Source organism: Streptomyces millisiae (genome assembly GCF_031845425.1).
Taxonomy (GTDB): Bacteria; Actinomycetota; Actinomycetes; order Streptomycetales; family Streptomycetaceae; genus Streptomyces; species Streptomyces millisiae.
Genome location: NZ_JAVREM010000047.1, coordinates 1 through 23,600 on the forward strand (window position 1 = coordinate 1; position 23,600 = coordinate 23,600).

The 23,600-nt window shown below is 73.1% G+C and carries 19 protein-coding genes; 8 read left to right on the forward strand and 11 right to left on the reverse strand.

Annotated features, from left to right (window positions below):
- Window positions 1-27 precede the first annotated feature (27 nt).
- The gene (locus RNC47_RS25855; RefSeq protein WP_311602030.1) at window positions 28-1,197 is read right to left on the reverse strand and encodes a PP2C family protein-serine/threonine phosphatase; all 1,170 of its coding nucleotides are present in this window, start codon (window positions 1,195-1,197) and stop codon (window positions 28-30) included.
- A 72-nt stretch (window positions 1,198-1,269) separates the two neighbouring features.
- Between RNC47_RS25855 and recO the strand changes: the two genes are divergently transcribed.
- From recO to RNC47_RS25870, 3 genes are all read left to right on the forward strand, one after another.
- Entirely contained in the window at window positions 1,270-2,019 is a 750-nt protein-coding gene (gene recO, locus RNC47_RS25860; protein WP_311602032.1) for a DNA repair protein RecO, read from the forward strand.
- Window positions 2,020-2,069: 50 nt separating this feature from the next.
- Complete coding sequence (locus RNC47_RS25865; RefSeq protein WP_311602033.1) at window positions 2,070-2,894, forward strand: isoprenyl transferase; 825 nt, start codon at window positions 2,070-2,072, stop codon at window positions 2,892-2,894.
- Window positions 2,895-3,029: 135 nt separating this feature from the next.
- The gene (locus RNC47_RS25870; RefSeq protein WP_311602034.1) at window positions 3,030-4,562 is read left to right on the forward strand and encodes a hypothetical protein; all 1,533 of its coding nucleotides are present in this window, start codon (window positions 3,030-3,032) and stop codon (window positions 4,560-4,562) included.
- Window positions 4,563-4,581: 19 nt separating this feature from the next.
- Here RNC47_RS25870 and RNC47_RS25875 read toward each other — a convergent pair whose 3' ends face one another.
- The 4 genes from RNC47_RS25875 to RNC47_RS25890 all read right to left on the reverse strand — a co-directional run bounded on the left by RNC47_RS25875 (window position 4,582) and on the right by RNC47_RS25890 (window position 7,792).
- The gene (locus RNC47_RS25875) at window positions 4,582-5,028 is read right to left on the reverse strand and encodes a Fur family transcriptional regulator (RefSeq protein WP_311602035.1); all 447 of its coding nucleotides are present in this window, start codon (window positions 5,026-5,028) and stop codon (window positions 4,582-4,584) included.
- Window positions 5,029-5,100: 72 nt separating this feature from the next.
- Entirely contained in the window at window positions 5,101-5,976 is an 876-nt protein-coding gene (locus tag RNC47_RS25880) for a metal ABC transporter permease (protein WP_311602037.1), read from the reverse strand.
- The gene (locus tag RNC47_RS25885) at window positions 5,976-6,749 is read right to left on the reverse strand and encodes a metal ABC transporter ATP-binding protein (RefSeq protein WP_311602038.1); all 774 of its coding nucleotides are present in this window, start codon (window positions 6,747-6,749) and stop codon (window positions 5,976-5,978) included. The genes RNC47_RS25880 and RNC47_RS25885 overlap by 1 nt, the downstream gene beginning before the upstream one ends.
- A 14-nt stretch (window positions 6,750-6,763) precedes the next feature.
- Window positions 6,764-7,792 (reverse strand): metal ABC transporter substrate-binding protein, encoded by a 1,029-nt coding sequence (locus RNC47_RS25890; protein ID WP_394814878.1) that lies wholly within the window; start codon window positions 7,790-7,792, stop codon window positions 6,764-6,766.
- Window positions 7,793-7,971: 179 nt separating this feature from the next.
- Here RNC47_RS25890 and RNC47_RS25895 point away from each other — a divergent pair, with 179 nt between their 5' ends.
- The gene (locus RNC47_RS25895) at window positions 7,972-9,354 is read left to right on the forward strand and encodes a glycine--tRNA ligase (RefSeq protein WP_311602040.1); all 1,383 of its coding nucleotides are present in this window, start codon (window positions 7,972-7,974) and stop codon (window positions 9,352-9,354) included.
- A 51-nt stretch (window positions 9,355-9,405) separates the two neighbouring features.
- Here RNC47_RS25895 and RNC47_RS25900 read toward each other — a convergent pair whose 3' ends face one another.
- The 4 genes from RNC47_RS25900 to RNC47_RS25915 are packed head-to-tail and all read right to left on the reverse strand — an operon-like array spanning window position 9,406 to window position 13,195.
- A complete protein-coding gene (locus RNC47_RS25900; protein ID WP_311602041.1) occupies window positions 9,406-10,002 on the reverse strand; it encodes a Uma2 family endonuclease in 597 nt (198 codons plus the stop codon).
- Window positions 10,003-10,053: 51 nt separating this feature from the next.
- Entirely contained in the window at window positions 10,054-10,635 is a 582-nt protein-coding gene (locus RNC47_RS25905) for a TetR family transcriptional regulator (RefSeq protein ID WP_311602043.1), read from the reverse strand.
- A gap of 35 nt (window positions 10,636-10,670) precedes the next feature.
- On the reverse strand, window positions 10,671-11,708 hold the full coding sequence (locus RNC47_RS25910; RefSeq protein WP_311602045.1) for an aldo/keto reductase: 1,038 nt from the start codon (window positions 11,706-11,708) through the stop codon (window positions 10,671-10,673).
- Between the two features lie 41 nt (window positions 11,709-11,749).
- The gene (locus tag RNC47_RS25915; protein ID WP_394814879.1) at window positions 11,750-13,195 is read right to left on the reverse strand and encodes an MFS transporter; all 1,446 of its coding nucleotides are present in this window, start codon (window positions 13,193-13,195) and stop codon (window positions 11,750-11,752) included.
- Between the two features lie 100 nt (window positions 13,196-13,295).
- Here RNC47_RS25915 and RNC47_RS25920 point away from each other — a divergent pair, with 100 nt between their 5' ends.
- Both RNC47_RS25920 and dusB read left to right on the forward strand, forming a co-directional pair.
- A complete protein-coding gene (locus RNC47_RS25920) occupies window positions 13,296-14,198 on the forward strand; it encodes a helix-turn-helix transcriptional regulator (RefSeq protein WP_311602046.1) in 903 nt (300 codons plus the stop codon).
- Window positions 14,198-15,349 (forward strand): tRNA dihydrouridine synthase DusB, encoded by a 1,152-nt coding sequence (gene dusB / locus RNC47_RS25925; protein WP_394814880.1) that lies wholly within the window; start codon window positions 14,198-14,200, stop codon window positions 15,347-15,349. The genes RNC47_RS25920 and dusB overlap by 1 nt, the downstream gene beginning before the upstream one ends.
- Window positions 15,350-15,684: 335 nt before the next feature.
- On the opposite strand, the gene RNC47_RS25930 is transcribed toward dusB, so the two are convergent.
- Window positions 15,685-17,634 carry an amylo-alpha-1,6-glucosidase gene (locus tag RNC47_RS25930; RefSeq protein WP_311602050.1) on the reverse strand — a complete coding sequence of 650 codons (1,950 nt, stop codon included), beginning with the start codon at window positions 17,632-17,634 and terminating at the stop codon, window positions 15,685-15,687.
- A 54-nt stretch (window positions 17,635-17,688) separates the two neighbouring features.
- On the reverse strand, window positions 17,689-19,071 hold the full coding sequence (locus RNC47_RS25935; RefSeq protein ID WP_394814881.1) for an MGH1-like glycoside hydrolase domain-containing protein: 1,383 nt from the start codon (window positions 19,069-19,071) through the stop codon (window positions 17,689-17,691).
- A 168-nt stretch (window positions 19,072-19,239) separates the two neighbouring features.
- On the opposite strand from RNC47_RS25935, the gene RNC47_RS25940 reads away from it, so the two are divergent.
- Both RNC47_RS25940 and ppdK read left to right on the forward strand, forming a co-directional pair.
- Entirely contained in the window at window positions 19,240-20,436 is a 1,197-nt protein-coding gene (locus tag RNC47_RS25940; protein ID WP_311602052.1) for an ROK family transcriptional regulator, read from the forward strand.
- Window positions 20,437-20,664: 228 nt separating this feature from the next.
- Complete coding sequence (gene ppdK, locus RNC47_RS25945; RefSeq protein ID WP_394814883.1) at window positions 20,665-23,364, forward strand: pyruvate, phosphate dikinase; 2,700 nt, start codon at window positions 20,665-20,667, stop codon at window positions 23,362-23,364.
- Window positions 23,365-23,600 lie beyond the last annotated feature (236 nt).

Here is a 23,600-nt window from a genome sequence, read left to right on the forward strand (position 1 = left end):
GGTGGGGGAGAACCCCCCGTCCGGACATCAGGCGCGGCGGACCGCCAGGACGGCGGTATCGTCGGCCAGCGTCCCGCCCGTGTGCCTCCGCACCGCCCGTTCCACGAGCGCCACCAGGCGGTCCGGCGATGCCGCCGCCTCGGTGATCCGCGCCGCCAGGTGGTCCGCCAGCGGCAGGAACTCGCCGGACCGGTCGCGGGCCTCCGTCACCCCGTCCGTGACCAGCAACAACGTCTCGCCCCGCTCGAACGGCACCCGCAGCACCGGCGGCAGCCCGACCGACGGCGCCTCCGCGCCGCCCGTGTCGGCGAGCGCGGTCAGGCCGAGCGGCGCGCCACTACCCTCGGGCAGCTGCCGGACGCCGTCCCCGCCGATGGCCAGCGGCCCGGCGTGGCCGAAGTTCACCAGTTCCACCCAGCCCGTGTCGACCGCGGGGAACCCCACGAGCACCGCCGTGGCGAACCGGTCCTCCCGCTGGCCGAACCCCGCCGCGTACGCGTTCTCCCGCCGCATCCGGTCCTCAAGCCGTTCCGCCACCGTGGCCAGCAGCCGCTCCTGGTACCCGGCCTCCCGGAACGTGCCGAGCAGCGCGGCCGCCGCGTCCACCGCCGAGGTGCCCTTGCCCTGCACGTCGCCCAGCAGCACCCGGGCGCCGTAGGGCGACGGCTGGACGTCGAAGAAGTCGCCGCCGACCTGGGCGGCGCTGTCGGCCGCGAGGTAGGCGCTGGCCGTCCGCAGCCCGCCGGCCGTCGGCGGGATCGGCCGCAGCACCGCGAGCCGCGTCGCCTCGGCCGCGTTCTCCACGCTCGTCAGGTGCCGGTAGGCGCGGCCGCGCAGCCAGCGGGAGCCCACGCCGAGCGCGCCACCCGCCACCACCAGCGCGAAGTCGCCCGGGCCCATCTGGTTCTGGTGCTCCCAGGACAGGTCGAGCAGCACATAGGCCGTCGGGGCGAGCACCGCGAAGATCACCGTGGTCGTCATCCCGCCGGTGGCCGACGCCACGATCGGCACGATCGCGAGCCAGGACACCACCCGGAAGTCGCCGGAGGCGTTCCAGTCGGCGGCCGCGATGATCACCAGCAGCGCCGCGGGCAGCAGCCAGGACACGTCCCAGCGCCCGATCCGCAACGCCGGTTCGTCGGTGAACAGGGACCGGCCGCGCCACCGGGAGGGGGAGCCGGGCCCGTCGGGTTTCACAGCTCCCACGATCCGGGAAGCCGGGCGCCCCCGCACGGCGGCGGCGCCCGGCCGGTGGGCCAGAATGGCGGCATGAGCCTGTTCCGCGACGACGGCATCGTGCTGCGCACCCAGAAGCTGGGCGAGGCGGACCGGATCATCACCCTGCTCACCCGGGGGCAGGGCCGGGTGCGCGCGGTCGCGCGGGGCGTGCGCCGTACCAAGTCGAAGTTCGGCGCGCGCCTGGAGCCCTTCTCGCACGTCGACGTGCAGTTCTACGCGCGGGGTAGCGCGCTGGTCGGCCGCTCGCTGCCGCTGTGCACCCAGGCCGAGACCATCGCCCCCTACGGCCGGCACATCGTGTCCGACTACGCCCGCTACACGGCGGGCACGGCGATGCTGGAGACGGCGGAGCGGTTCACCGACCACGAGGGCGAGCCCAACGTCCAGCAGTACCTGCTGCTGGTCGGCGGCCTGCGTACGCTGGCCGCCGGGGCGCACGCCCCCGGGCTCGTGCTCGACGCCTTCCTGCTCCGCTCGCTGGCGGTCGGCGGCTACGCGCCGAGCTTCGAGGACTGCGCCAAGTGCGGCCTCCCCGGGCCGAATCGGTTCTTCTCGCTCGCCGCCGGGGGCGCGGTGTGCGGCGACTGCCGGGTGCCGGGCAGCGTGGTGCCCTCGCCCGAGGCGCTGCGGCTGCTCGGGGCGCTGCTCACCGGGGACTGGGAGACGGCCGACCGCGCCGAGGCCCGCCACGTGCGGGAGGGCAGCGGGCTCGTCTCGGCCTATCTGCACTGGCATCTGGAGCGGGGACTGCGCTCGCTGAGATTCGTGGAGAAGGGCTGAGCGGCGATACCCTCGGCTGCCAGGAACGCACCGACGTTACGGAGTCCCCTATGGCTGCCCGCGGAATCCTGTCGTCCAGGCGGCGTCGCGAGTACCGCGCCCCCGACCCGCACCCGTCCGGCGCCCAGCCGCCCAAGCTGCCGGGCGAGCTGATCCCGCGGCACGTGGCCGTGGTGATGGACGGGAACGGCCGTTGGGCCAAGCAGCGCGGTCTGCCTCGTACCGAGGGGCACAAGCGGGGCGAGGCGGTCGTCCTCGACGTGGTCAAGGGCTGCCTGGAGCTGGGCGTCCGCAACCTGTCGCTGTACGCCTTCTCCACGGAGAACTGGAAGCGCTCCCCGGAGGAGGTGCGGTTCCTGATGGGCTTCAACCGGGACGTCATCGACCGCCGCACCGAGGAGCTCGACGCGCTCGGCGTGCGCATCAGGTGGGCGGGGCGCGAGCCGCGGCTGTGGAAGTCGGTGGTCCGTAAGCTCCAGGACGCCGAGGAGCGCACCAGGGACAATGACGCGATGACGCTCTACATGTGCGTCAACTACGGCGGGCGCGCCGAGATCGCGGACGCGGCCGCCCGGCTCGCGGAGGACGTGCGGGCCGGCCGGATATCGCCGGAGAAGGTCAACGAGCGCACGCTCGGCCAGTACCTGTACTTCCCCGACATGCCGGACGTGGACCTGTTCCTGCGGCCGTCGGGCGAGCAGCGCACGTCGAACTACCTGATCTGGCAGAGCGCCTACGCGGAGATGGTCTACCAGGACGTGCTCTGGCCGGACTTCGACCGGCGCAACCTGTGGGACGCGTGCGTGGAGTACGCCTCGCGGGACCGGCGGTTCGGTGGCGCCCTGCCCAACGAGGTTCCCGCCCAGGCGCGGTGACACCGGGCCCGGTGGGCCTTCTGTTTCTATTGTGTACATGTCACGCTGAGGTCGTCCTTACTCGACGATGCCTTCGAGAGGCGAGCCTTGACGCGACGATGGTTACGAAGACGAGGGCTGCGCGGCGCGGGGGCCGTGCTGACCGCGACCCTGATCCTGCCGCTCGGCGTGCTCCTCACGGGCCCGGCGCCCGCCGCCGCGGCGCCCGCCCACGAGCCCGCGCCCGGCGGCGAGCGATGGCAGACCCAGGAGCCGCTGGCCGAGGCCGGCACTCTCGGCCCACGCCAACGTGAGCTGGCCGCGCAGGCCTTCCCCGGCGCGGGCGCCCCGGCGCCCGCCGGCGAGTTCACGCTCACCGCGGGCAGCGACCTCAGCGGGCGCATAGCCGACCTGACCGCCTCGCTGCCCCGGCAGGGCGTGCAGAACCTGCTGGCCCAGGCCAACCGCGACCTCGGCGGTGGCGGTGAGTGCGCCGACCCGTTCGGCGGCGGAGACGCGACCTCGCCGAGCGACCCGACCCCCAAGCCGCCGCTGGAGCCGGACACCGTCCGCTGCTTCGACGAGGACGACTCACTCGGCCAGGAGTGGATACCCCAGGGGCTGACCGGGGTCTCCGACGCCCAGCAGGACGAGGCGTGGGGAACCGCCACCGGGACGCTCCTGACCGGCTGGTACGACAGCTACAACCCCGGGCGCGACGCGGCGGGCAACTGCTCGGCCTCGACCTCCGGGCTCTGCTTCGAGAAGGGCGTCCGGGTCACCTTCGCGGACCCCGCCGCCGGCACCTACCGGCACGTCCTGCTGGTGTGGCCGTACTACGACTCCGGCGGGAACATCACCTACGAGCCCATCCACTCCAGCGGCGGCCAGACCGGCATCCACGCCGGCGGCATCGTCTGGTACGGCAACTACCTCTATGTCGCCGACACCTACAACGGCATCCGCGTCTTCGACATGCGGTACGTCTTCGACCTCAACCCCGACCAGGACGCCGCCACCGACGACCCCACCCCGGACGGCCTCAGCAGCGATGTGGGGGACGGCCGGCGGGTCGGGCGGCAGAACAACGTCTGGTACGGCCACGGCTACCGCTACGTGATGCCGCAGGTGGCCACCTGGCGGTACACCGCCACCCAGTACAACGACGGCTCGGCCTGCTACGACGTCGGCGCCCCCAAGGCGTCGTACCTCTCCCTCGACCGCAGCGGCGTCGACCACCTGGTGGTGGGGGAGTACTGCTCGACCACCACCGCGCAGCCGTCGACCGGGCGCGTCGGCGCCTGGCCGATCGCCGAACTCGAACGCCGCTCGGGCACCGTGCCGGCCACGGCCGGCTCGACCTGGTTCCTGCCCGTGCACCAGGCGCAGGGCGTGGCACGGTACGAGGGCCGGTACTACGTCAACCAGAGCCACCGCTACAGCAACGGCAGCCTGTGGCGGGCCACCGTCACCGGCGGCCGGCTCGGCCTACAGGGTGGCGAGATCCGCACCGCCGTCGGCCCGGAGGACCTCTACCTCGAACACGGCGCGACCACCGGGAACCCGCCCCGCCTGTGGTCGGTCTCCGAGCACCGCGCCGACATCGACGACCCCTCGTGCCGCAACAGCACTCCCTGCGGGCGCGTGCTCTACGCGCATCGACTCGACGCCGTCGGGGCCCAGCCCTGACGGCTCCCGGCCGGGCTCGCTACCCGCGAGCCGCCTGGGAGGCGCCGCCGCGCGACCGCGCGGCGGCGCAGTCGCCGCAGGTGCCGAAGATCTCCACGGTGTGGCGGACGTCGACGAAGCCGTGCTCCTGCGCGACGGTGTCCGCCCACTTCTCCACCGCCGGGCCCTCCACCTCCACGGCCTTGCCGCAGGACCTGCACACCAGATGGTGGTGGTGGTCGTCGGTGCTGCACCGGCGGTAGACGGACTCGCCGTCGCTGGTGCGCAGGACGTCGACCTCGCCCGCGTCGGCGAGCGACTGGAGGGTGCGGTAGACGGTGGTGAGACCGACGGAGGCGCCCCGGTGCTTGAGCATGTCGTGCAGCTCCTGGGCGCTGCGGAACTCGTCGACCTCCGCGAGCGCGGCGGCGACGGCCGCCCGCTGACGCGTCGAACGGCCACGCACCGGCGGTCCTGACGTCTCCACGAGTCCTCCCTGGGTCGGCGTGCTGCTGCCCTCACCGGTCCTGCGTGGCCAGGGTAGCCGCTTTGCCGGGGCTCACGGACGGGCGGCCGGCACGGTCGCCGGCGCCGGCGCCTGCGCGGGGAGTGCGCGCCGGGCGCGCCTCCTGGCCAGCGGCAACGCGAGCAGCGAGGCCAGCGCGAACAGGCCGAGCGCGATCAGCACGATGGTGGCGCCGGGCGGCACGTCGGCGTAGTACGAGGTGACCGTGCCGGACACCGACACCAGCACGCCGAAGCCGATCGCCGCCCCGAGCGTCACCGCGAAGCCCCTGGTGGCCTGCTGGGCGGCCACCACCGGGATCACCATCAGCGCGCTGACCAGCAGCAGCCCCACCACCCGCATGGCCACCGTCACGGTGGCGGCCGCGGTCACGGCCAGCAGCAGGTTGAGCGCCCGCACCGGCAGCCCGGTCACCCGCGCGAACTCCTCGTCCTGGCAGACCGCGAACAGCTGGCGGCGCAGCCCCAGCGAGATCAGCAGCACGAAGGCCGAGAGCCACAGGATGGCGGTGATGTCCTCGGGCGAGACGGTGGTGACCGAGCCCCACAGGTAGGAGGTGAGGTTGGCGGTCGAGCCGCCAGGCGCCAGGTTGATGATCATCACGCCGCCGGCCATGCCGCCGTAGAAGAGCATGGCGAGCGCGATGTCCCCGCGCGCCCGCCCCGACGAGCGCAGCAGCTCCATGCCGACCGCGCCGACGGCCGAGACGGCCACCGCCATCCACACCGGGTTGGTGTTGAACAGGAAGCCGAGCGCCACACCGGTCAGCGCCACGTGCCCGATGCCGTCGCCCATCAGCGCCTGCCGGCGCTGCACCAGGTAGATCCCGACGGCGGGCGCGGCCGCGCCGATCAGCAGGGCGGCGAGCAGCGCCCGCTGCATGAAGGGGTAGTCGAGGACTTCGAACATCACAGGATCCCGGTCTGGAGCGCGGACGTCCCGCGCGCGTCGATGGCGTCGTGGGTGTGGCAGGCCGGCTCCTCGGGCAGCGCCCCGTCCGCCCCGCTGCCACCGGGTCGGTCCACCGTGCGCTCGACCCGGCCGTGCGCCAGCACCACCGCCCGGTCGATCAGCGGCCGCAGCGGTCCGAGCTCGTGCAGCACCAGCAGCACCGCGGCCCCGCCGGCCAGCTGGCCGCGCAGCGTCTCGGCCAGCACCGCCTGGCTGGCCAGGTCGACGCCGGCCAGCGGCTCGTCCATCACCAGCAGCTCGGGCTCGCCGGCCAGCGCGCGGGCGATGAGGACCCGCTGGTGCTGGCCCCCGGAGAGCGCGTCCACCGAGTCCCCGGCGTGGTCGGCGAGCCCCACCAGGTCGATGGCCCGGTCGACGGCGGCCCGGTCGGCCCGGCCGAGCGGGCGCAGCCCGCGCCTGGCGAGCCGGCCGGACGAGACGACCTCCCGCACGGTGGCGGGCACCCCGCCGGCGGCCGTGGAGCGCTGCGGCACGTAGCCGAGGCGCCGCCAGTCGCGGAAGCGGTGCACGGGGGTGCCGAACAGGGTCAGCTCGCCGCCGGTGACCGGCACCTGCCCCACGGTGGCCCGCACGGCGGTGGACTTGCCCGAGCCGTTGGCGCCGAGCAGCGCCACCACCTCGCCGGGCCGCACGGTCAGGTCGACGCCGCGCAGCACGGGCCGACCGCCGAGCTCGGCGGTCACGCCGGTCAGGGATATGACGGGCTCCATGGCCTTCACGACTCCTAGCGCGCGCCCAGTGCCTGTTGGAGGGCCGCGAGGTTGGCGCGCATCACCTCGAGGTAGTCAGCGCCGGGGGAGTCGTCGGTGATTCCCTCGACCGGATCCAGCACGGCCGTTTCGAGCCCGAGGTCGTCGGCGAGGGTGCGTGCCGTCTCGTCGCTGACCAGCGTCTCGAAGAACACCGTGGTCACCCCGTCCTCGCGGGCGATCTCCTGGAGGTCGCGCATCCGGGCGGCGCTGGGCTCGGACTCGGGGTCGATCCCCGTGATGGCCTCCTCGTGCAGCTCGTAGCGCTCGGCGAGGTAGCCGAAGGCGGCGTGCGTGGTGATGAAGGTCCGGGACGGGGCGTCCTGCAGACCGGCGGCGAACTCCTCGTCCAGGGCCTGGAGTTCCCCGACGAGCTGCTCGGTGTTCCGGGCGTAGTCGGCGGCGTGGTCCGGGTCGGCCTCGGCCAGCGCGTCGCCGACGCCCTCGGCCACCTCGGCGTAGCGCACCGGGTCGAGCCAGATGTGCGGGTCGCCGCCCTCGTGCTCGTGGTCGTGCCCGTCGCCCTCCTCGGCGTGCCCCTCCTCCTCGTGCCCCTCGTCGGCGTGGTCCTCGCCGTCCACCTCGTCCCCGTGGGTCTCGAGCGTGGTGAAGGAGGTGGCCTCGGCGACGTGCTCGACGCCCGACTGCTCGACGGCCTCGTCGACGGCCGGCTGGAGGCCCTGGAGGTAGACCACCAGGTCGGCCTCGCTGAGCCGCGCGGTCTCCCGGGGGCTCAGGTCGAGATCGTGCGGCTCGACGCCCGGCTCGGTGAGGGTGGAGACGGAGACGTGCTCGCCGCCGATGCGCTCGGCCAGGAACTCCATGGGATAGAACGACGCGACCACGTCGAGGCCGCCGCCCTCACCGCCCCCGCCCCCGCCGTCGTCACCCGAGCCGCAGGCGGACAACGCCAGCAGACCCAGGGCCGCGACGCCGGCCAGCGGCATTCGGGATATTCGGGAACGGGAACGGCGGGCGCGAGGACTTACGGTCATGACAGCCATTTTCAAGTTTTATGGAAACCATTGTCAACTGAAGATGCCGGGATGTGACCGTCGCCTCGCCCGCACCGCCGGGCCCGAGCCGCCCTTCTTCCCCAGCCCCTTACCGATTTGCTGCCGCCCCCTCGACGGCCGGTAACCTGAGGCAATTCCATCTCGTCCTTCGTCCCGAAGAGAGCACCGTGGCCGCCGACAAGATCGACACCATCGTCAGCCTCAGCAAGCGCCGTGGCTTCGTCTATCCCTGCAGCGAGATCTACGGCGGTCAGCGCGCCGCCTGGGACTACGGACCCCTGGGCGTCGAACTGAAGGAGAACGTCAAGCGGCAGTGGTGGCGGGCCATGGTCACCTCGCGCGACGACGTCGTGGGCATCGACTCCTCGGTCATCCTCGCCACCGAGGTCTGGGAGGCGTCGGGCCACGTCGCCACCTTCACCGACCCGCTGACCGAGTGCACCTCCTGCCACAAGCGCTTCCGCGCCGACCACCTGGAAGAGGCGTACGAGGAGAAGCACGGGCACGTTCCGGCCAACGGCCTAGCCGACATCAACTGCCCCAACTGCGGCAACAAGGGCGGCTTCACCGAGCCCAAGCAGTTCTCCGGGCTGCTCGCCACCCACCTCGGCCCCACCCAGGACACCGGCTCGGTCGCCTACCTGCGCCCCGAGACCGCCCAGGGCATCTTCACCAACTTCGCCCAGGTGCAGCAGACCTCGCGCCGCAAGCCGCCCTTCGGCATCGCGCAGATGGGCAAGTCCTTCCGGAACGAGATCACCCCCGGCAACTTCATCTTCCGCACGCGCGAGTTCGAGCAGATGGAGATGGAGTTCTTCGTCAAGCCCGGCGAGGACGAGCACTGGCACGGCTACTGGATGGAGCAGCGCTGGAACTGGTACCGCGACCTCGGCCTCTCCGAGGAGAACATGCGCTGGTACGAGCACCCCAAGGAGAAGCTCTCCCACTACTCCAAGCGCACCGCCGACATCGAGTACCGCTTCCAGTTCGGCGGCTCCGAGTGGGGTGAGCTGGAGGGCGTCGCCAACCGCACCGACTACGACCTCACCTCCCACTCCAAGGCATCCGGTCAGGACCTGAGCTACTTCGACCAGGAGGCCGGCGAGCGCTGGACCCCCTACGTCATCGAGCCGGCCGCCGGCGTCGGCCGCACCATGCTGGCCTTCATGCTCGACGCCTACCGCGAGGACGAGGCCCCCAACGCCAAGGGCAAGATGGAGAAGCGGGTCGTCATGGCCCTCGACCCCCGCCTCGCCCCCGTCAAGGTCGCGGTCCTCCCGCTCTCCCGCAACCCGCAGCTCTCCCCGAAGGCCAAGGACCTGGCCACGGCGCTGCGCAGGCACTGGAACATCGAGTTCGACGACGCCGGCGCGATCGGCCGCCGCTACCGCCGCCAGGACGAGATCGGCACCCCCTTCTGCGTCACCGTCGACTTCGACACCCTCGAGGACAACGCCGTCACGGTGCGGGAGCGTGACTCCATGAAGCAGGAGCGCGTCTCCCTCGACCAGGTCGAGTCCTACCTGGCCGGCCGCCTCATCGGCTGCTGACGTTCGCTCTGCCGTGCTGGTGGCGCGGGCCCTGGCCCGCGCCACCCGTGGTTATGGCTTGGCCTTCCAGTCGGATGTGTCCAACTCGCAGTCGAACGGAGCCGGAACGTGGATCGTTTCGCCGAACTTGATCTCGTCCTGCGCCTTGTACCCGTTCGCGGTGGGTGAGGAGAACACCACCACCTTGGCCAGCAGCATGTCGACCAGGATGTATACCGGGATCCCGGCCATTCCGTAGCGCTCCACCTTGTCCCGGCGGTCATTGTCCGCGGTGGCTCGGGAGGTCAGCTCGGCGACCAACGACAGCGCGTCGCCGGGTAGGCGTGAGCTGGCAAGCTCGACGGCCTCCCGATCGGCTACGTGAACGTCAGGGCCGAACGCTCGTGACTGATGGGGGAACTCATAGAGGCAGGGCGCTTGGCTGACCCGGTGGCCCTTTGGGGCGTGCGGGGCGAGCTGGTCGGCCAGGGAATCCATGATGTTGAGATAGAAGCCCTGAGACCACGGCGACAAGACGATCCCACCCCTGATGATTTCCGCCCGGAAGCCGACGGGCACGTCCATCGTTTCCAGTGTCTGGCACAGCTCCTCGAAACCTGGTTCACCAGTGGGCTGTATGGGTTGGGGTCGCTCCATCATCATCGTCATGATGCGCCTCCTTCGGCGGCTTATCCAGTAGTACGCACAGTGTATGGGCGACTACTGACAGCCCCGGACGACGAGGTCGCGGAGGGCCGTGAAGTCCGCCTCGGCGGTCGGGCGGGCCCAGTCGGCGGCGTAGGAGGGCTTGTGAAAGGGGTACGTGGCCTGGAAGACGGCGCGGGCCAGCGTACGGGCGTCCGGCGGGCCCGGCGCGAAGACGCCCTCGGCCCTGCCGTCCTCGACGATCCGCGTGAGCTGGCCGACCAGCTCCGCCACGTGCTCGGCCACCACCCCGCTCACCTCGGCGACCAGCACCTGGTAGGTGGCGAACAGCTCCGGATCGTCGAACGCCTTCCGCCGCTTGGCGTGGAACAGCACGGTGAGCCAGTCGGCCATCCGCCGCGCCGCCGGCCCGGGGCCAGCGGCCAGCGGCTCCAACAGGGTCGTGGTGTGGTCGAGCCAGCGCTTGGTGACCGCCTCGCGCAGCGCCGTCTTGGTGCGGAAGTGCCGGTAGACCGAGCCATGGCTGACGCCGAGGGCCCGCGCCACGTCCACCACGGTGGCCTTCGCCGGCCCGTAGCGCCGCAGCACGTCCTCGGTCGCCGCCAGGATGCGCTCGGGGGTCAGCGCCTCGGTCATCCCGTCGTCCCCCGCATCCGCATGGCCCTCGCCCGCTACTTCTCGCTGTCCAACATGGCCATCTGCGCCGCGTCGTACCGCTCGCCGCGGGCGGCGTCCGCCGGCACGGCCCGCTCGATCGCGGCCAGATCGTCCGCGTCGAGGGTAACGGCAGGCGCCCCCAGCGCCTCACCGAGCCGCTCCCTGGTGCGGGCCCCGACCAGCGGCACGATGTCCTCGCCGCGGGCCAGCACCCAGGCGATGGCCAACTGGGCGACGCTCACCCCGTGGTCGTTCGCGATCTCCCGCAGCGTCTCCACCAGCCCCAGGTTGTGCTTCAGGTTCTCGCCGCTGAAGCGCGGGCTGCGGCTGCGGAAGTCGTTGGCGGCCGTGCCACGGTCCGCCGTCCAGTGCCCGCTGATCAGCCCACGGGACAGCACGCCGTAGGCGGTGACGCCGATGCCGAGCTCCCGGAGCGTCGGCAGGATCTCGCGCTCGATGCCGCGCGAGATCAGCGAGTACTCGATCTGCAGGTCCGCGATGGGCGCCGTGGCGGCGGCCCGGCGGACGGTGTCGGCGCCGGCCTCCGACAGGCCGATGTACCGCACGTGCCCCGCGTCCACCAGCTCGCTGATCGCGCCCACCGTCTCCTCGATGGGCACGGCCGGGTCGACGCGGGCGATCCGGTAGACGTCGATGTGGTCGAGGCCGAGCCGCTGGAGCGAGTAGGCGGCGAAGTTCTTCACCGCCGCCGGCCGGCCGTCGTAGCCGAGGAAGTCGCCCTCGACCGCGCGCAGCGCGCCGAACTTCACGCTGGTCAGCGCCCGCTCGCGGGCCGCGGCCGGCGCGGTGCGCAGCGCCTCGCCGATCAGCAGCTCGTTGTGGCCCATGCCGTAGAAGTCGCCGGTGTCGAGCAGGGTGATGCCGGCGTCGAGGGCGGCGTGGATGGTGGCGATCGACTCGTCCCGGTCGGCGGGCCCGTAGAGCGCGGACATGCCCATGCAGCCGAGGCCGAGCGCGGAGACCTCCGGGCCCGCCGTCCCGAGACGGCGGACCGGAAGCGTCGAAGCGGAGGGGGAGGGAGGAGGTGTCATAGGACGAGGATGACCTATCGGGTGACAGATTTCAATATCTGTCACCCGTTCGGCAGTCGCGTGCTGAGCGCGAGCACCGCCAGCGCCGCCGCCAACTGGGCGCCCAGCGTCATGGCCAGCGCGTCCCCCATCCCCGCCGAGTCCACCAGCGCCAGGAACAGCGCGCCGAGCAGCGCCACGCCGAGCGCGCCCCCGGACTGCGAGGCCGTCGTCAGCACCCCGCCCGCGACGCCCGCCCGCTCGGCCGGCACATCGGTCAGCACGAGCCGCATCAGCGTGGGCATCTGCAGCCCCTGCCCGAAGCCGGACACCAGCAGCCCGGGCGCCAGCGCGAGGAATCCGAGCTCCGGCCAGCCGGCCCACACGGTCAGCGCCAGCGCGCCGATGCCCACCGCCTGGACCGCGGCCCCCGTCGCCACCAGGCGCCGGCCGCCGTGCCGCCCCGCCAGCCGCGGCCCCAGCAGCGAGGCCACCAGGAACGCCGTCGCGTACGGCGCCAGCGTCAGGCCCGCACGCACCGGGCTGAAGGCGAGACCGTCCTGGAAGGCCACCGCCGTCGCGAACAGGAAGCCGCAGAAGCCGCCCACGCACAGCGCGAGCGGCGGCAGCGCGCGCCGCATCCCCACCAGGCGCAGCAGGCTCGGCGGCAGCAGGGGCACCCTGGTCCCCGACCGCTCGGCCCGCCGCTCCACCACGTAGAACGCCACCGCCGCGGCCGGCGCCACCGCCAGTGACACCCAGGTCCACAGCGGCCACCCGGTGGCCCGCCCCTCGGTCAACGGCAGCAGCAGCGCCAGCAGCGCCGCGGCGAGCAGCAGCGTGCCCGGCACGTCCACCGACGCCGGTCGCGGTGACCTGGTCTCCGGCAGCCGCCGCGCGAGCCAGAGACCGACCACCACCACCGGCACGTTGACCAGGAAGACCAGCCGCCAGCCGGTGCCGGCCAGGTCGGCCCAGACCAGAAGACCGCCCAGGATCTGGCCGGACACCATGGCGAGCCCGGCCGCGGCGCCGAAGACGCTCAGCGCCCGCGCCCGCCGCTCGCCCGTCATGGTGGCCTGGATGGTGGCCAGCGTCTGCGGAGCCATCAGCGCCGCCGTCGCCGCCTGCGCGACCCGCGCCGCCACCAGGGACCAGGCGTTGGGCGCCAGCCCGCAGGCCAGCGAGGTCAGGCCGAAACCGGCCAGCCCGACCACGAAGAGCCGGCGCCGGCCGAAGGTGTCCCCGAGCCGGCCGCCGAGCACCAGCAGCACGGCGTACCCGACGCCATAGCCGGCCACCACCAGCTCAAGCAGCGCCGGGCCCGCGTCCAGGTCGCGGTCGATCGTCGGCAGGGCGACGTTGACGATGAAGAAGTCGAGCTGCGGCAGGGCGGTGCCGAGCAGCACGGTGAGGAGGCCGAGGGTGCTGAGCGAGCCCGCCCGCGCCGCCGTCGGGGTCGCCGCGGGGCGTGCCGGGGGTCGTCGTGTTGTCGTGGGTTGCGTCACGCCACCCAGGCTGCGCCCGCCCCCAGGCAGGTACCAGAGCCTCCTTATCCTGGTATCGGCACTAACTGGAAACGGTCTCGGCCGGTGGCATCCTGGGACCATGGCCACCGCCCAGGACACCACGCAGGCCCCCGTCCCCTCGGCGCCGGCGAACGACTCCAGCGTCCGCCGCCGCGAGCTCGCCGCCTTCCTGCGCAGCCGCCGCGAGCGGATCGCCCCCGAGCGGGTCGGACTCTCCCGGGGCAGGCGCCGCCGCACGCCCGGGCTGCGCCGCGAGGAGGTCGCCCAGCTCTCCAGCGTCGGCGTCACCTGGTACACGTGGTTGGAACAGGCCCGCGACATCCAGGTCTCGGCCAGCGTGCTGGACGCCATCGCCCGCACCCTGCTGCTGGACGCCAACGAGCGCGCCCACCTCTACACCCTCGCCGGCGTCCCCGACCCCATGCCGGGCACCGAGCCCGACACCGTCCCGCCCGCGCTCCGCGAGATGCTGCGCCAACTCGAACCCATCCCGGCCTGCGTGCAGAACGGCCGCTACGACCTCCTCGCCTACAACCGCGTCTACGGGCGGCTGCTGTGCGACCTGGACGCCCTCCCGCCGGAGGACCACAACTGCATGTGGCTGGCGTTCACCAACCCCGGCTGGTACTCGACGCTGGTCGACCGGGACGAGACGATCCGGCTGATGGCCGCCAACTTCCGGGCCGCCATGGCCGAGCACATCGCGGAACCCGCCTGGAAGGCCATGCTCAAGCGGCTCCAGCGCGAGTCGCCCGAGTTCCGCGAGCTGTGGGAGCGGCATGAGGTGCTGCAGGGCGTGAGCCCCAAGGTCAAGCGGTTCCGCAACGACCACGTCGGGCTGCTCCACCTGGACGGCACCCGGCTGTGGCTGGCACCGCAGAGCGGCGCCCGGCTCGTCGCCTACGTCCCCGCCGACGAGGAGTCCCGCGAGCGCCTGCACCGCCTCCACGCCCTGGTCACCGGCGAGGGGGCGGTCCGCTGATGCGGGAGAATGGCGGGATGACGCTCCAGATCGGCCCGCACACGGTGGACCCGCCCGTGGTGCTCGCGCCCATGGCCGGGATCACCAACGCGCCCTTCCGTTCGCTGTGCCGCGAGTTCGCCGGCGGGCGCGGGCTTTTCGTCAGCGAGATGATCACCAGCCGGGCGCTGGTGGAGCGCAACGACAAGACCATGCGGCTCATCCACTTCGACGACTCGGAGAAGCCGCGCTCTATCCAGCTCTACGGCGTCGACCCCGAGACGGTCGGCCGGGCGGTCCGCATGATCGCCGACGAGGACCTGGCCGACCACGTCGACCTCAACTTCGGCTGCCCCGTCCCCAAGGTCACCCGGCGCGGCGGCGGTTCCGCGCTGCCGTACAAGCGCCCGCTGCTGCGGGCCATCCTGCGCGCCGCGGTCGGCAACGCGGGCGGCCTCCCGGTCACGATGAAGATGCGCAAGGGCATCGACGACGAGCACCTCACCTACCTGGACGCGGGCCGGATCGCGGTCGAGGAGGGCGTGACCGCCATCGCCCTGCACGGTAGGACGGCCGCCCAGCACTACGGCGGCACGGCCGACTGGTCGGCGATCGCCAGGCTCAAGGAGGCGGTGCCGGAGATCCCGGTGCTGGGCAACGGCGACATCTGGTCGGCGGACGACGCGGTGCGGATGATGCGCGAGACCGGCTGCGACGGCGTGGTCGTCGGCCGCGGCTGCCTGGGCCGGCCGTGGCTCTTCGCCGACCTCGTCGGCGCGCTCGCGGCCGACGGCACGGGCGGCCCGCCGGCCCGTCCCACGCTCCGCGAGGTCGCCGACGTGATGCTGCGGCACGCGCGGCTGCTGGGCGAGTGGTTGGGCGACGAGTCGCGTGGCGTCATCGACTTCCGCAAGCACGTCGCCTGGTACACCAAGGGCTTCTCCGTCGGCGCGACCCTGCGCAACCGGCTGGCCGTCACGGCCTCGCTCGCCGAACTCTCCGACCTGCTGGGTGAGTTGGACCTCGACCAGCCGTGGCCCGCCGGCGCGGACGGCCCACGCGGCCGCACCTCGGCGAAGAACCGCGTCGCACTGCCGGACGGCTGGCTCGCCGACCCGTGGGACGCGTCGGCCGTGAGCTGCGAGGCGGAATCCGCGACCTCGGGCGGTTGAGGTTCCGCTGCGCGCTCGGCGTTGGCCGTGCCGTGCCCACCTGCCCCTGGGCAGGTGGCCTCGCGCGGCAGGGTCGCGTGGCCCGGCGGCGCAGCCGCCGCGGGACCCGGCCCCGCCGTACCGCTCACCGCGCGCAGCGCGGTTCGGCCCGCCCCGCGCGGAGCGGCCACCCCGCCCCACCCCGCGCGCAGCGTGGGAAAGGGCGGGTGGGTGGGGCAAAACCCGGCGCGCAGCGCCACGGCGGCACCCGGCGGCCGGGCCGCCGCAGGCCGCGCGCCGCACGGCGCGCCCCCGCACCCCACCCCGCGCGGAGCGCGAGGGGCGCGCCGCGTGGGTTACGGGACCTTCGGACCGCTCAGGCCGGCAGGCCGCAGCGCTGAGGTCAGCGCGAACGGCGTCGCCGCCGCCCACGCCTGTGGCGTGCACGCGTGGGGGTAGGGGATCGGCGCCGGATGCCGGTCGCGCGGGTAGCCGGCGACCGCCTCCGGGAGGCGGAAGGACGTGGCCGCGGCCAGGTCGAGTATGCCGCGGGCGACCGTCTCCGCCTCCACCCGCAGTCCGTACCGTGCGAGGCCGAGCGCCGCGATCGCGCTGTCGTGGGGCCAGACGCAGCCCCGGTGGTACGAGAGCGGGTGGTAGGCCGCCTGGTCGGCGGCGAGCGTGCGGATGCCCCAGCCGGTGAAGAAGTCAGGGGCCAGCAGGCGGCGGCCCACGGCGCGGCCGCGTTCCCGGTCGAGGATGCCGGTCCAGAGCAGGTGGCCGGCGTCCGAGGCGAGCGCGTCGACGCGTCGGCCGGCGCCGTCCAGTGCCAGGGCGGGGAAGTCCCGGTCCGGCAGCCAGAAGTCGCGGGCGAAGCGGGCCCGCAGCCCCTCGGCCGCGTCGTCGAGCAGGTCGGCGTAGGGCGCGTCGTCCCAGGCGGTGCGGGCGAGCCCGGCCGTCCCGCGGAGCGCCGCGTAGGCGTAGCCCTGGGCGACGGCGGCCGTGATCTCGCCCTTGACCGGGGTGCCGTCCGCGTGGCAGATGGAGCCCGGCGAGTCCTTCCAGCTCTGGTTGGCGAGCCCGCCCTGGTCGGCGTGGTAGACGAGGTAGCCGCCGTCGGCGAGCCCGCCGTGCTGGAACATCCACTCGACGGCGGCCCTGGCATGCCGTTCGAGGCGGCGGGCCAGTTTCTCCTCGCCCGTGGTCTCCGCGTGCGCGCCGAGCAGCATGAGGAACAGCGGTGTCGAGTCGACCGCGCCGAAGTAGCGGCCGTACGGCACCTGTTCGAAGTGGGCGAGCTCCCCGTGGCGCAGTTCGTGGACGATCTTGCCGGGCTCGGCGATCCGTTCCGGGTCCGCGTCGGTCGCCTGGGTGGCGGCCAGCACCAGCAGGGTGGCGGCGGCCAGTTCCGGCCTGGCGTGCAGGGTGAACAGCGAGGTGACGAGCGCGTGCCGGCCGAGCAGGGTCAGGAACCACGGCACGCCGGCCGCCGGCACCCGCAGCGCCTCGCCGTCCGGGCCGGTGGCCGGGACGAGGAGGCAGGCGAGGTCGGCGAGGCCCTGCTCGCAGGCGGTCGCCAACTCGGGCCAGTCTTCGGGGATCGGCACGCCGGCGGTGCCGCCGGTGCCCAACTCCCCGGCCGGTGTGGGGAGGACGGGGTCGGGCTCGGGCGCGCCGTGCGGGTGGGCGTCCACCCGGAGCGCCAACTCGGTGCTGCCGTGGGCCGGCAGCTCGATCCGCCAGCGTAACCGCCGGGCTCCGCTGCCGGTTTCCTCCACCGCGTCGGGCGCGGGCGACGCGGTGACGACGGTGCGGGCGTGCCACTCGCGCCGCCGGTAGCCGAACTCGACGCCGTCCGGGCGGAGTTCCCTGGTGCGCACGGCGTGTGGCTTCTCGTACCAGCGGTGGTCGGAGCGCAGCTCGAACTGGTCGGCGAAGTCGGCGTCGACGGTCAGCGCCAGCACGGCGGTCGTGGGCTCGCCGCGGTTGCTGCCGATCCTGATCCGCTCGCTGAGCCCGCCGGCCCGCACCGTCTGCTCGCGGAAGACCGTCAGCGCGGGCGTGTCGGCCCGGCCGCCGGGCGGCGTCGAGACGGAGCTGGCCGTGGCGCCCCGGCCGGCGGTCGCGGGCACCAGGACGGTCGGGGTGCCGCCGTCGACGGTGAGCTGCCAGCGGCTCAGGTGGCGTGCGTCGCGGGCGAAGAGGCCGTCCGGCCAGGCGCCGCGTTCGCCGGTGATGTCCCCGGACGGCCCGACCGCGGCGAAGGTGCCGTCCCGGACGAGCAGGCAGTGGTGCGTTGTGAGCACTGCGATCCCCTGAGGTCTGTGGGATGTCTTCGGTGTCCCCGGGCGGGAGGGACGTCACCCATGCGACGACGCCTCCTGGGCCACGAGCGGTTCGGTGAGCGGTTCGGCGAGCGGTTCGATGAGCAGATCGACGGTGAGGGCGGCCGTCCAGCTGAAGTCCTGGCTGCCGCGCGCCTCGCCGGTGAACGGGTCGACGTACTCGGCGAAGCCGGTGGCGGTGGCGGCGCTCAGGGCCTCGGCCCGCAACGCGTCGGCCCGCTCCGTCGCGCCGTGCTGGCGCAGACCGCGCTCCAGCAGCCAGTTGATGTTGAACCAGGCGGGGCCGCGCCAGTAGCGCGCGGGGTCGAACGACGCGCCCGTCAGGTCGTAGCTGGGGGCGAGGCGGCAGGCGCCGCCGAGGCCGAAGTGCTCGCCGACGGCGGTGCGCACCAGCGTGTCGGCGACGTCCTCCGGCAGCTCGGGGACGATCAGCGGGATGAGGCCGCTGACGCCGCGCTCGGGGATGGGCTCGCCGGCGATCACGTCGTGGCAGAGGAACATGCCGGCGTCCGGGTTCCACAGGCGCTTCAGCATGCTGGTGGTGAGCTCCTCGGCGCGGACCAGGTGGTCGGCCGGGTCGGCGCCGACGGCGGTGGCGATCCGGGCCAGCGCGTGCTCGGAGACGATCAGCAGGGCGTTGAGCGCGGGGTCCTCGACGGCGAAGGGGTGCGTGTCGGCGTCGTCCGCGTAGCCACGGTCGCGGTAGGTCTCGGCGAGCCGCACGTAGCGGCCGTAGTCGAGGTCGGTGGGGCGGTCGGCGGGGCAGCCGTGGTCGAGGTCGGCGCGGTGGAACGTGTCGGCGGCGACGGGCGCGATCCTGGCGAGCGGCGGGTCCCAACACGGACTGTTGTCCATGCCGGACTCCCAGGGGTGCAGGATTGACGCGAGGCCGCGGCCGCCGAGGTCGCGGCGGTCGGTGAGGTACCGCTGCCAGGCGACGAGCCGGGGGTAGACGCGGTGCAGGAAACCCCGCCGCGCGGACGCGGCGGGATCGGCCTGGTGGACCAGCCAGGCGGCGAGGGCGTGGACGGGCGGCTGCACGATGCCGGAGGTCTCGACGGCCGCGGGCGCCCCCGCCTTGTCCCCGGCGGTGGAGGAGCGCCAGAAGTCGGGACTGGGGAAGTAGGCCGTGAGGGGGACGGCCGGGTTGAACACGATGTGCGGGACGCGGCCGTCGGCCCACTGCGCGGACAGCAGCGTCTCGAGCTCGCGCTGGGCGCGGGTGGGGGAGAGGTGCCGCAGTCCGATGGCGATGAACGCCGAGTCCCAGCTCCACTGGTGCGGGTAGAGCGCTCGCGAGGGCACCGTGGACGAGCCGGTCCAGTTGCGGGAGAGAACGCCGCGCGCGCCGTTGTATGCGATCGAGGGGAGGCCGGGGGGCAGATCAGCGCGTTCCACGTGGGCTCCGAAGGGCTCTGGCTTTTGCTGCCGCAGCGCGGCCGCACCACTTGTTTTGTCGAAGGTACCGCAGAGTTACGTCTACTTAACACGCAAAAGTACCGCTGTAATATCTACTTCACAAGCTAAAGGGGGGTGAGAAATCAGTCACGGGGAAGGCAGAGCGGTGTGACGAACCAGGCGAGCGCCGGGCACCTGCTGGGGTTGATCCGCGGTGGGCAGGCGACCACGCGCGGCGAGCTCCAGCGGATCACCGGCCTTTCCCGATCGACGGTCGGCCATCGGCTCGACCAGCTCTTCGGCGCCGGCTGGATCAGGGAGACCGCCGGCGATCCGGTGGAGGCCCCGACCGGTGGGCGCCCCGCGGTGCGCATCGAGTTCGACGCCTCGCACGCGGTGGTGCTCTGCGCCGACCTGGAGACGCGGCACGCGCGGGTCGCCGTGCTGGACCTGGCGGGCGGGCTGCTCGCCGAGCACTCGGGTTCGCTGCTGATCAACCAGGGTCCCGACGAGGTGCTCGACCGGCTCGGCCACTGGTTCGCGACGCTGCTGGAGAAGACGGCGGTGCCGGCCTCGTCGGTGTGCGGCATCGGCCTGTCGGTGCCGGGCCCGGTCGACGCGGCCGCCGGCCTCGTCGTCCAGCCGCCGATCATGCCGGGCTGGGACCGCTACCCGATCCGGGAGCGGATGCGGCGCGCGTTCGCCGAGCACTGCGGTGGCGACGCCGGGATACCCGTGCTGATGGAGAACGACGCCAACCTCATGGCCTACGCCGAGCAGCGCCACGGCTATCCGGACTGCGCGGCGTTCCTGTTGGTCAAGGTCTCCACGGGCATCGGCGCCGGGGTGGTGGCCGGCGGCGAGATGTACCGGGGGATAGACGGCGCCGCGGGTGACATAGGCCACATCAGGCTCAGCGAGTACGCGCACGCGCTGTGCCGCTGCGGCTCCTACGGCTGCCTGGCCGCCGTGGCCAGCGGTCGCGCCCTGGCGGAGCAGTTGACGGCGGCCGGCATACCCACGGCCTCCGGGTCCGGCGTCCGCGACCAGCTCTCCATCGGCCAGCCGGACGCGGTACGGCTGGCCCGCGAGGCGGGCCGGCTGGTCGGCGAGGTGCTGGCCACGGTGGTGACGCTGCTCAACCCGGGAGTCCTGATGATCGCGGGCGACCTGGCCGGCCCGCCGTTCCTGACCGGCGTCCGCGAGCTCCTCTACCAACGCGCGATGCCGCGCACCACCGCCGACCTGCGGGTGGTGACCTCCCGGCTCGGCGACCGCGCGGGGCTGGTGGGCGCGGCGGCCATGGTCGTCGAGTCGCTGTACGCGCCGGCCGAGGCCGACCGCCGGCTGGCGGCCGCCTGCTGATCCGGGGCCGCGGCCCTCTCCCCTTCCCCCGCTCGGGGCGCTGACGCTTCCCCGCGCCCCGGCGCGTTGGGCGGCTTAGGGTGGAAATAGCCCGTTCGTGCGCGTGATGCCTGCCACGAATGATGAATGGAACGCTCAGATGAGCGGTTGGCGGGGTAACCTCCCGCTGTCAGGGCAGCCGTTCACGAGGAGTCGAGTCCCGTGCCGGATACGCGAACCCCATCCCTCATCAACCCTCCCCCCATAGCCCCCGCCACCACGGCGAAGTACGTCTACGACTTCACCGAGGGCAACAAGGACCTCAAGGACCTGCTCGGCGGCAAGGGCGCCAACCTCGCCGAGATGACCAGGCTCGGCCTCCCGGTACCACCCGGCTTCACCATCACCACCGACGCCTGCCGGGCCTACCTCCTCACCGGCAGCGAGCCGGCCACGCTCCACGACGAGGTGAGTGCGCACCTCGACGCCCTGGAGCGCCGCATGGGCAGGCGGCTCGGGCGGGGGGACGACCCGCTGCTGGTCTCCGTGCGCTCGGGGGCCAAGTTCTCCATGCCCGGCATGATGGACACCGTCCTCAACATCGGCCTCTCCGACGAGTCGGTGAGCGCCCTGGCCGCCCAGGCCGGCGACGAACGGTTCGCCTGGGACTCCTACCGCCGGCTCATCCAGATGTTCGGCAGGACCGTGCTCGGCATCCAGGGCGACCGGTTCGAGGAGCGCATCGACGCCGCCCGCGCCGCCGCCGGGGTGGCCACCGACGTCGAACTCACCGCCGACCAACTCAAGGACCTCGTACGGGACTTCAAGGAGATCGTGGTCGCCGCCACCGGCCGCGCCTTCCCCCAGGACCCGCGCGAGCAGATGGACCTCGCCATCCGCGCCGTCTTCGCGTCGTGGAACGGCGAACGCGCCGGCCTCTACCGCCGTCAGGAGCGCATCCCGCACGACCTCGGCACCGCCGTCAGCGTCTGCGCCATGGTCTTCGGCAACCTCGGCCCCGACTCCGGCACCGGCGTCGCCTTCACCCGCGACCCGGCCAGCGGCCACCAGGGCGTGTACGGCGACTACCTGCCCAACGCGCAGGGCGAGGACGTCGTCGCCGGCATCCGCAACACCGTGCCGCTCGCCGAACTCGAACGCCTCGACCCCGCCTCCTACGCGGAACTCCTCCGCATCATGGAGGTGTTGGAGAACCACTACCTCGACCTCTGCGACATCGAGTTCACCATCGAGCGCGGCCGGCTGTGGATGCTGCAGACCCGCGTCGGCAAGCGGACCGCGGCCGCCGCGTTCCGCATCGCCGTCCAACTCCTCGACCAGGGCCTGATCGACGAGCGCGAGGCGCTGCGCCGCGTCAGCGGCGGGCAGTTGGCGCAGCTGATGTTCCCCCGGTTCACCACCGAGTCCGCGCCCGAGCCCATCGCCACCGGCATCGCCGCCTCCCCGGGCGCCGCCGTCGGCGCCGCCGTCTTCGACTCCGCCACCGCCGTCGCCCGCGCCGCGGCCGGCGAGCGCGTCATCCTGGTGCGCCGCGAGACCAACCCCGACGACCTCGACGGCATGATCGCCGCCCAGGGCATCCTCACCTCACGCGGCGGCAAGACCTCGCACGCCGCCGTCGTCGCCCGCGGCATGGGCAAGACCTGCGTCTGCGGCGCCGAGGAACTCACCGTCGACGTGGCGGCCCGCCGCCTCACCACCGCCGACGGCACGGTCGTCACCGAGGGCGACGTGATCTCCATCGACGGCTCGGTCGGCCGCGTCTACGCCGGCGAGGTCGCCGTCGTGCCCTCCTCCGTCGTCGAGTACTTCGAGGGCACCGCGGCCCCCGACTCCGACGACCTGGTCTCCGCCGTCCACCGGCTGATGACCCTCGCCGACCGGGAACGCCACCTGGGCGTGCGCGCCAACGCCGACACCGCGGAAGACGCCGCCCGCGCACGCCGGTTCGGCGCCGAGGGCGTCGGCCTGTGCCGCACCGAGCACATGTTCCTCGGCGAACGCCGCGAGCTCGTCGAGCGGTTGATCCTCGCCGAGAGCGAAGGCGAGCGCTCCGCCGCGCTGGACGCGCTCCTTCCCCTCCAACGCGGCGACTTCACCGAGCTGTTCGAGGCGATGGACGGCCTGCCCGTCACCGTCCGGCTGCTCGACCCGCCGCTCCACGAGTTCCTCCCCGACCTCACCGAGCTCTCGGTCCGCGTCGCCCTCGACCACGACGAGCGCGACACCCACCTGCTGACCGCCGTCCGGCGGCTGCACGAGCAGAACCCGATGCTCGGCCTGCGCGGCGTACGCCTCGGCCTGGTCGTCCCGGGCCTTTTCACCATGCAGGTCCGCGCCATCGCCGAGGCCGCCGCCCGGCGCCGGGCCGCCGGCGGCAACCCGCGCCCCGAGATCATGATCCCGCTGGTCGGCACCGTGCAGGAGCTGGAGATCGTCCGCGACGAGGCCGAGGCCGTGATCGCCGAGGTCGAGCGCGCCCACGACGTGTCCCTGTCCATCCCCCTCGGCACGATGATCGAGCTGCCGCGCGCCGCCTTGACGGCCGGTCAGATCGCCGAGTCCGCCGACTTCTTCTCCTTCGGCACCAACGACCTCACCCAGACGGTCTGGGGATTCTCCCGCGACGACGTCGAGGCGAGCTTCTTCACCGCCTACTTGGAGAAGGGCATCTTCGGAGTCTCCCCGTTCGAGACCATCGACGCCGACGGAGTCGGCTCGCTGGTCAGGGCCGCCGTGACCGCTGGCCGGGCAGCACGCCCCGACCTCAAGCTCGGCGTCTGCGGCGAACACGGCGGCGACCCCGAGTCGGTGCACTTCTTCCATGAGGTGGGCCTGGACTACGTGTCCTGCTCACCGTTCCGCATCCCCGTCGCCCGGCTCGAAGCCGGCCGGGCGGCCACGGCGGGGGCGACCACCACCCCCTGACAACCCTCACCGGTGGAAGCCCCCGCCCTGGCGGGCGGGGAACCCTCGGGGGCGGCGCCTGTGCGGAGGCGCCGCCCCCGCCTCCCGGGAGTCCGCGCCGCCGCTGCCACGTCGACTGGCTCCCGTGCTTCGGCCCGGTCATCGCCGGGTGTCGGTGACGTTCAGGACGCTGCCGGCGTAGTTGACAAGGCGGCTGCAACCCCATTGAGTCGCCCCCTGCTTGGCGTCTACCGTTG

Coding starts and splice junctions, on each gene's coding strand:
- recO (WP_311602032.1), top strand. CDS start 1,270: ATGAGCCTGTTCCGCGACGACGGCATCGTGCTGCGCACCCAGAAGCTG.
- RNC47_RS25865 (WP_311602033.1), top strand. CDS start 2,070: ATGGCTGCCCGCGGAATCCTGTCGTCCAGGCGGCGTCGCGAGTACCGC.
- RNC47_RS25880 (WP_311602037.1), bottom strand. CDS start 5,976: ATGTTCGAAGTCCTCGACTACCCCTTCATGCAGCGGGCGCTGCTCGCC.
- RNC47_RS25885 (WP_311602038.1), bottom strand. CDS start 6,749: ATGGAGCCCGTCATATCCCTGACCGGCGTGACCGCCGAGCTCGGCGGT.
- RNC47_RS25890 (WP_394814878.1), bottom strand. CDS start 7,792: ATGGCTGTCATGACCGTAAGTCCTCGCGCCCGCCGTTCCCGTTCCCGA.
- RNC47_RS25900 (WP_311602041.1), bottom strand. CDS start 10,002: ATGACGATGATGATGGAGCGACCCCAACCCATACAGCCCACTGGTGAA.
- RNC47_RS25905 (WP_311602043.1), bottom strand. CDS start 10,635: ATGACCGAGGCGCTGACCCCCGAGCGCATCCTGGCGGCGACCGAGGAC.
- RNC47_RS25910 (WP_311602045.1), bottom strand. CDS start 11,708: ATGACACCTCCTCCCTCCCCCTCCGCTTCGACGCTTCCGGTCCGCCGT.
- RNC47_RS25920 (WP_311602046.1), top strand. CDS start 13,296: ATGGCCACCGCCCAGGACACCACGCAGGCCCCCGTCCCCTCGGCGCCG.
- dusB (WP_394814880.1), top strand. CDS start 14,198: ATGCGGGAGAATGGCGGGATGACGCTCCAGATCGGCCCGCACACGGTG.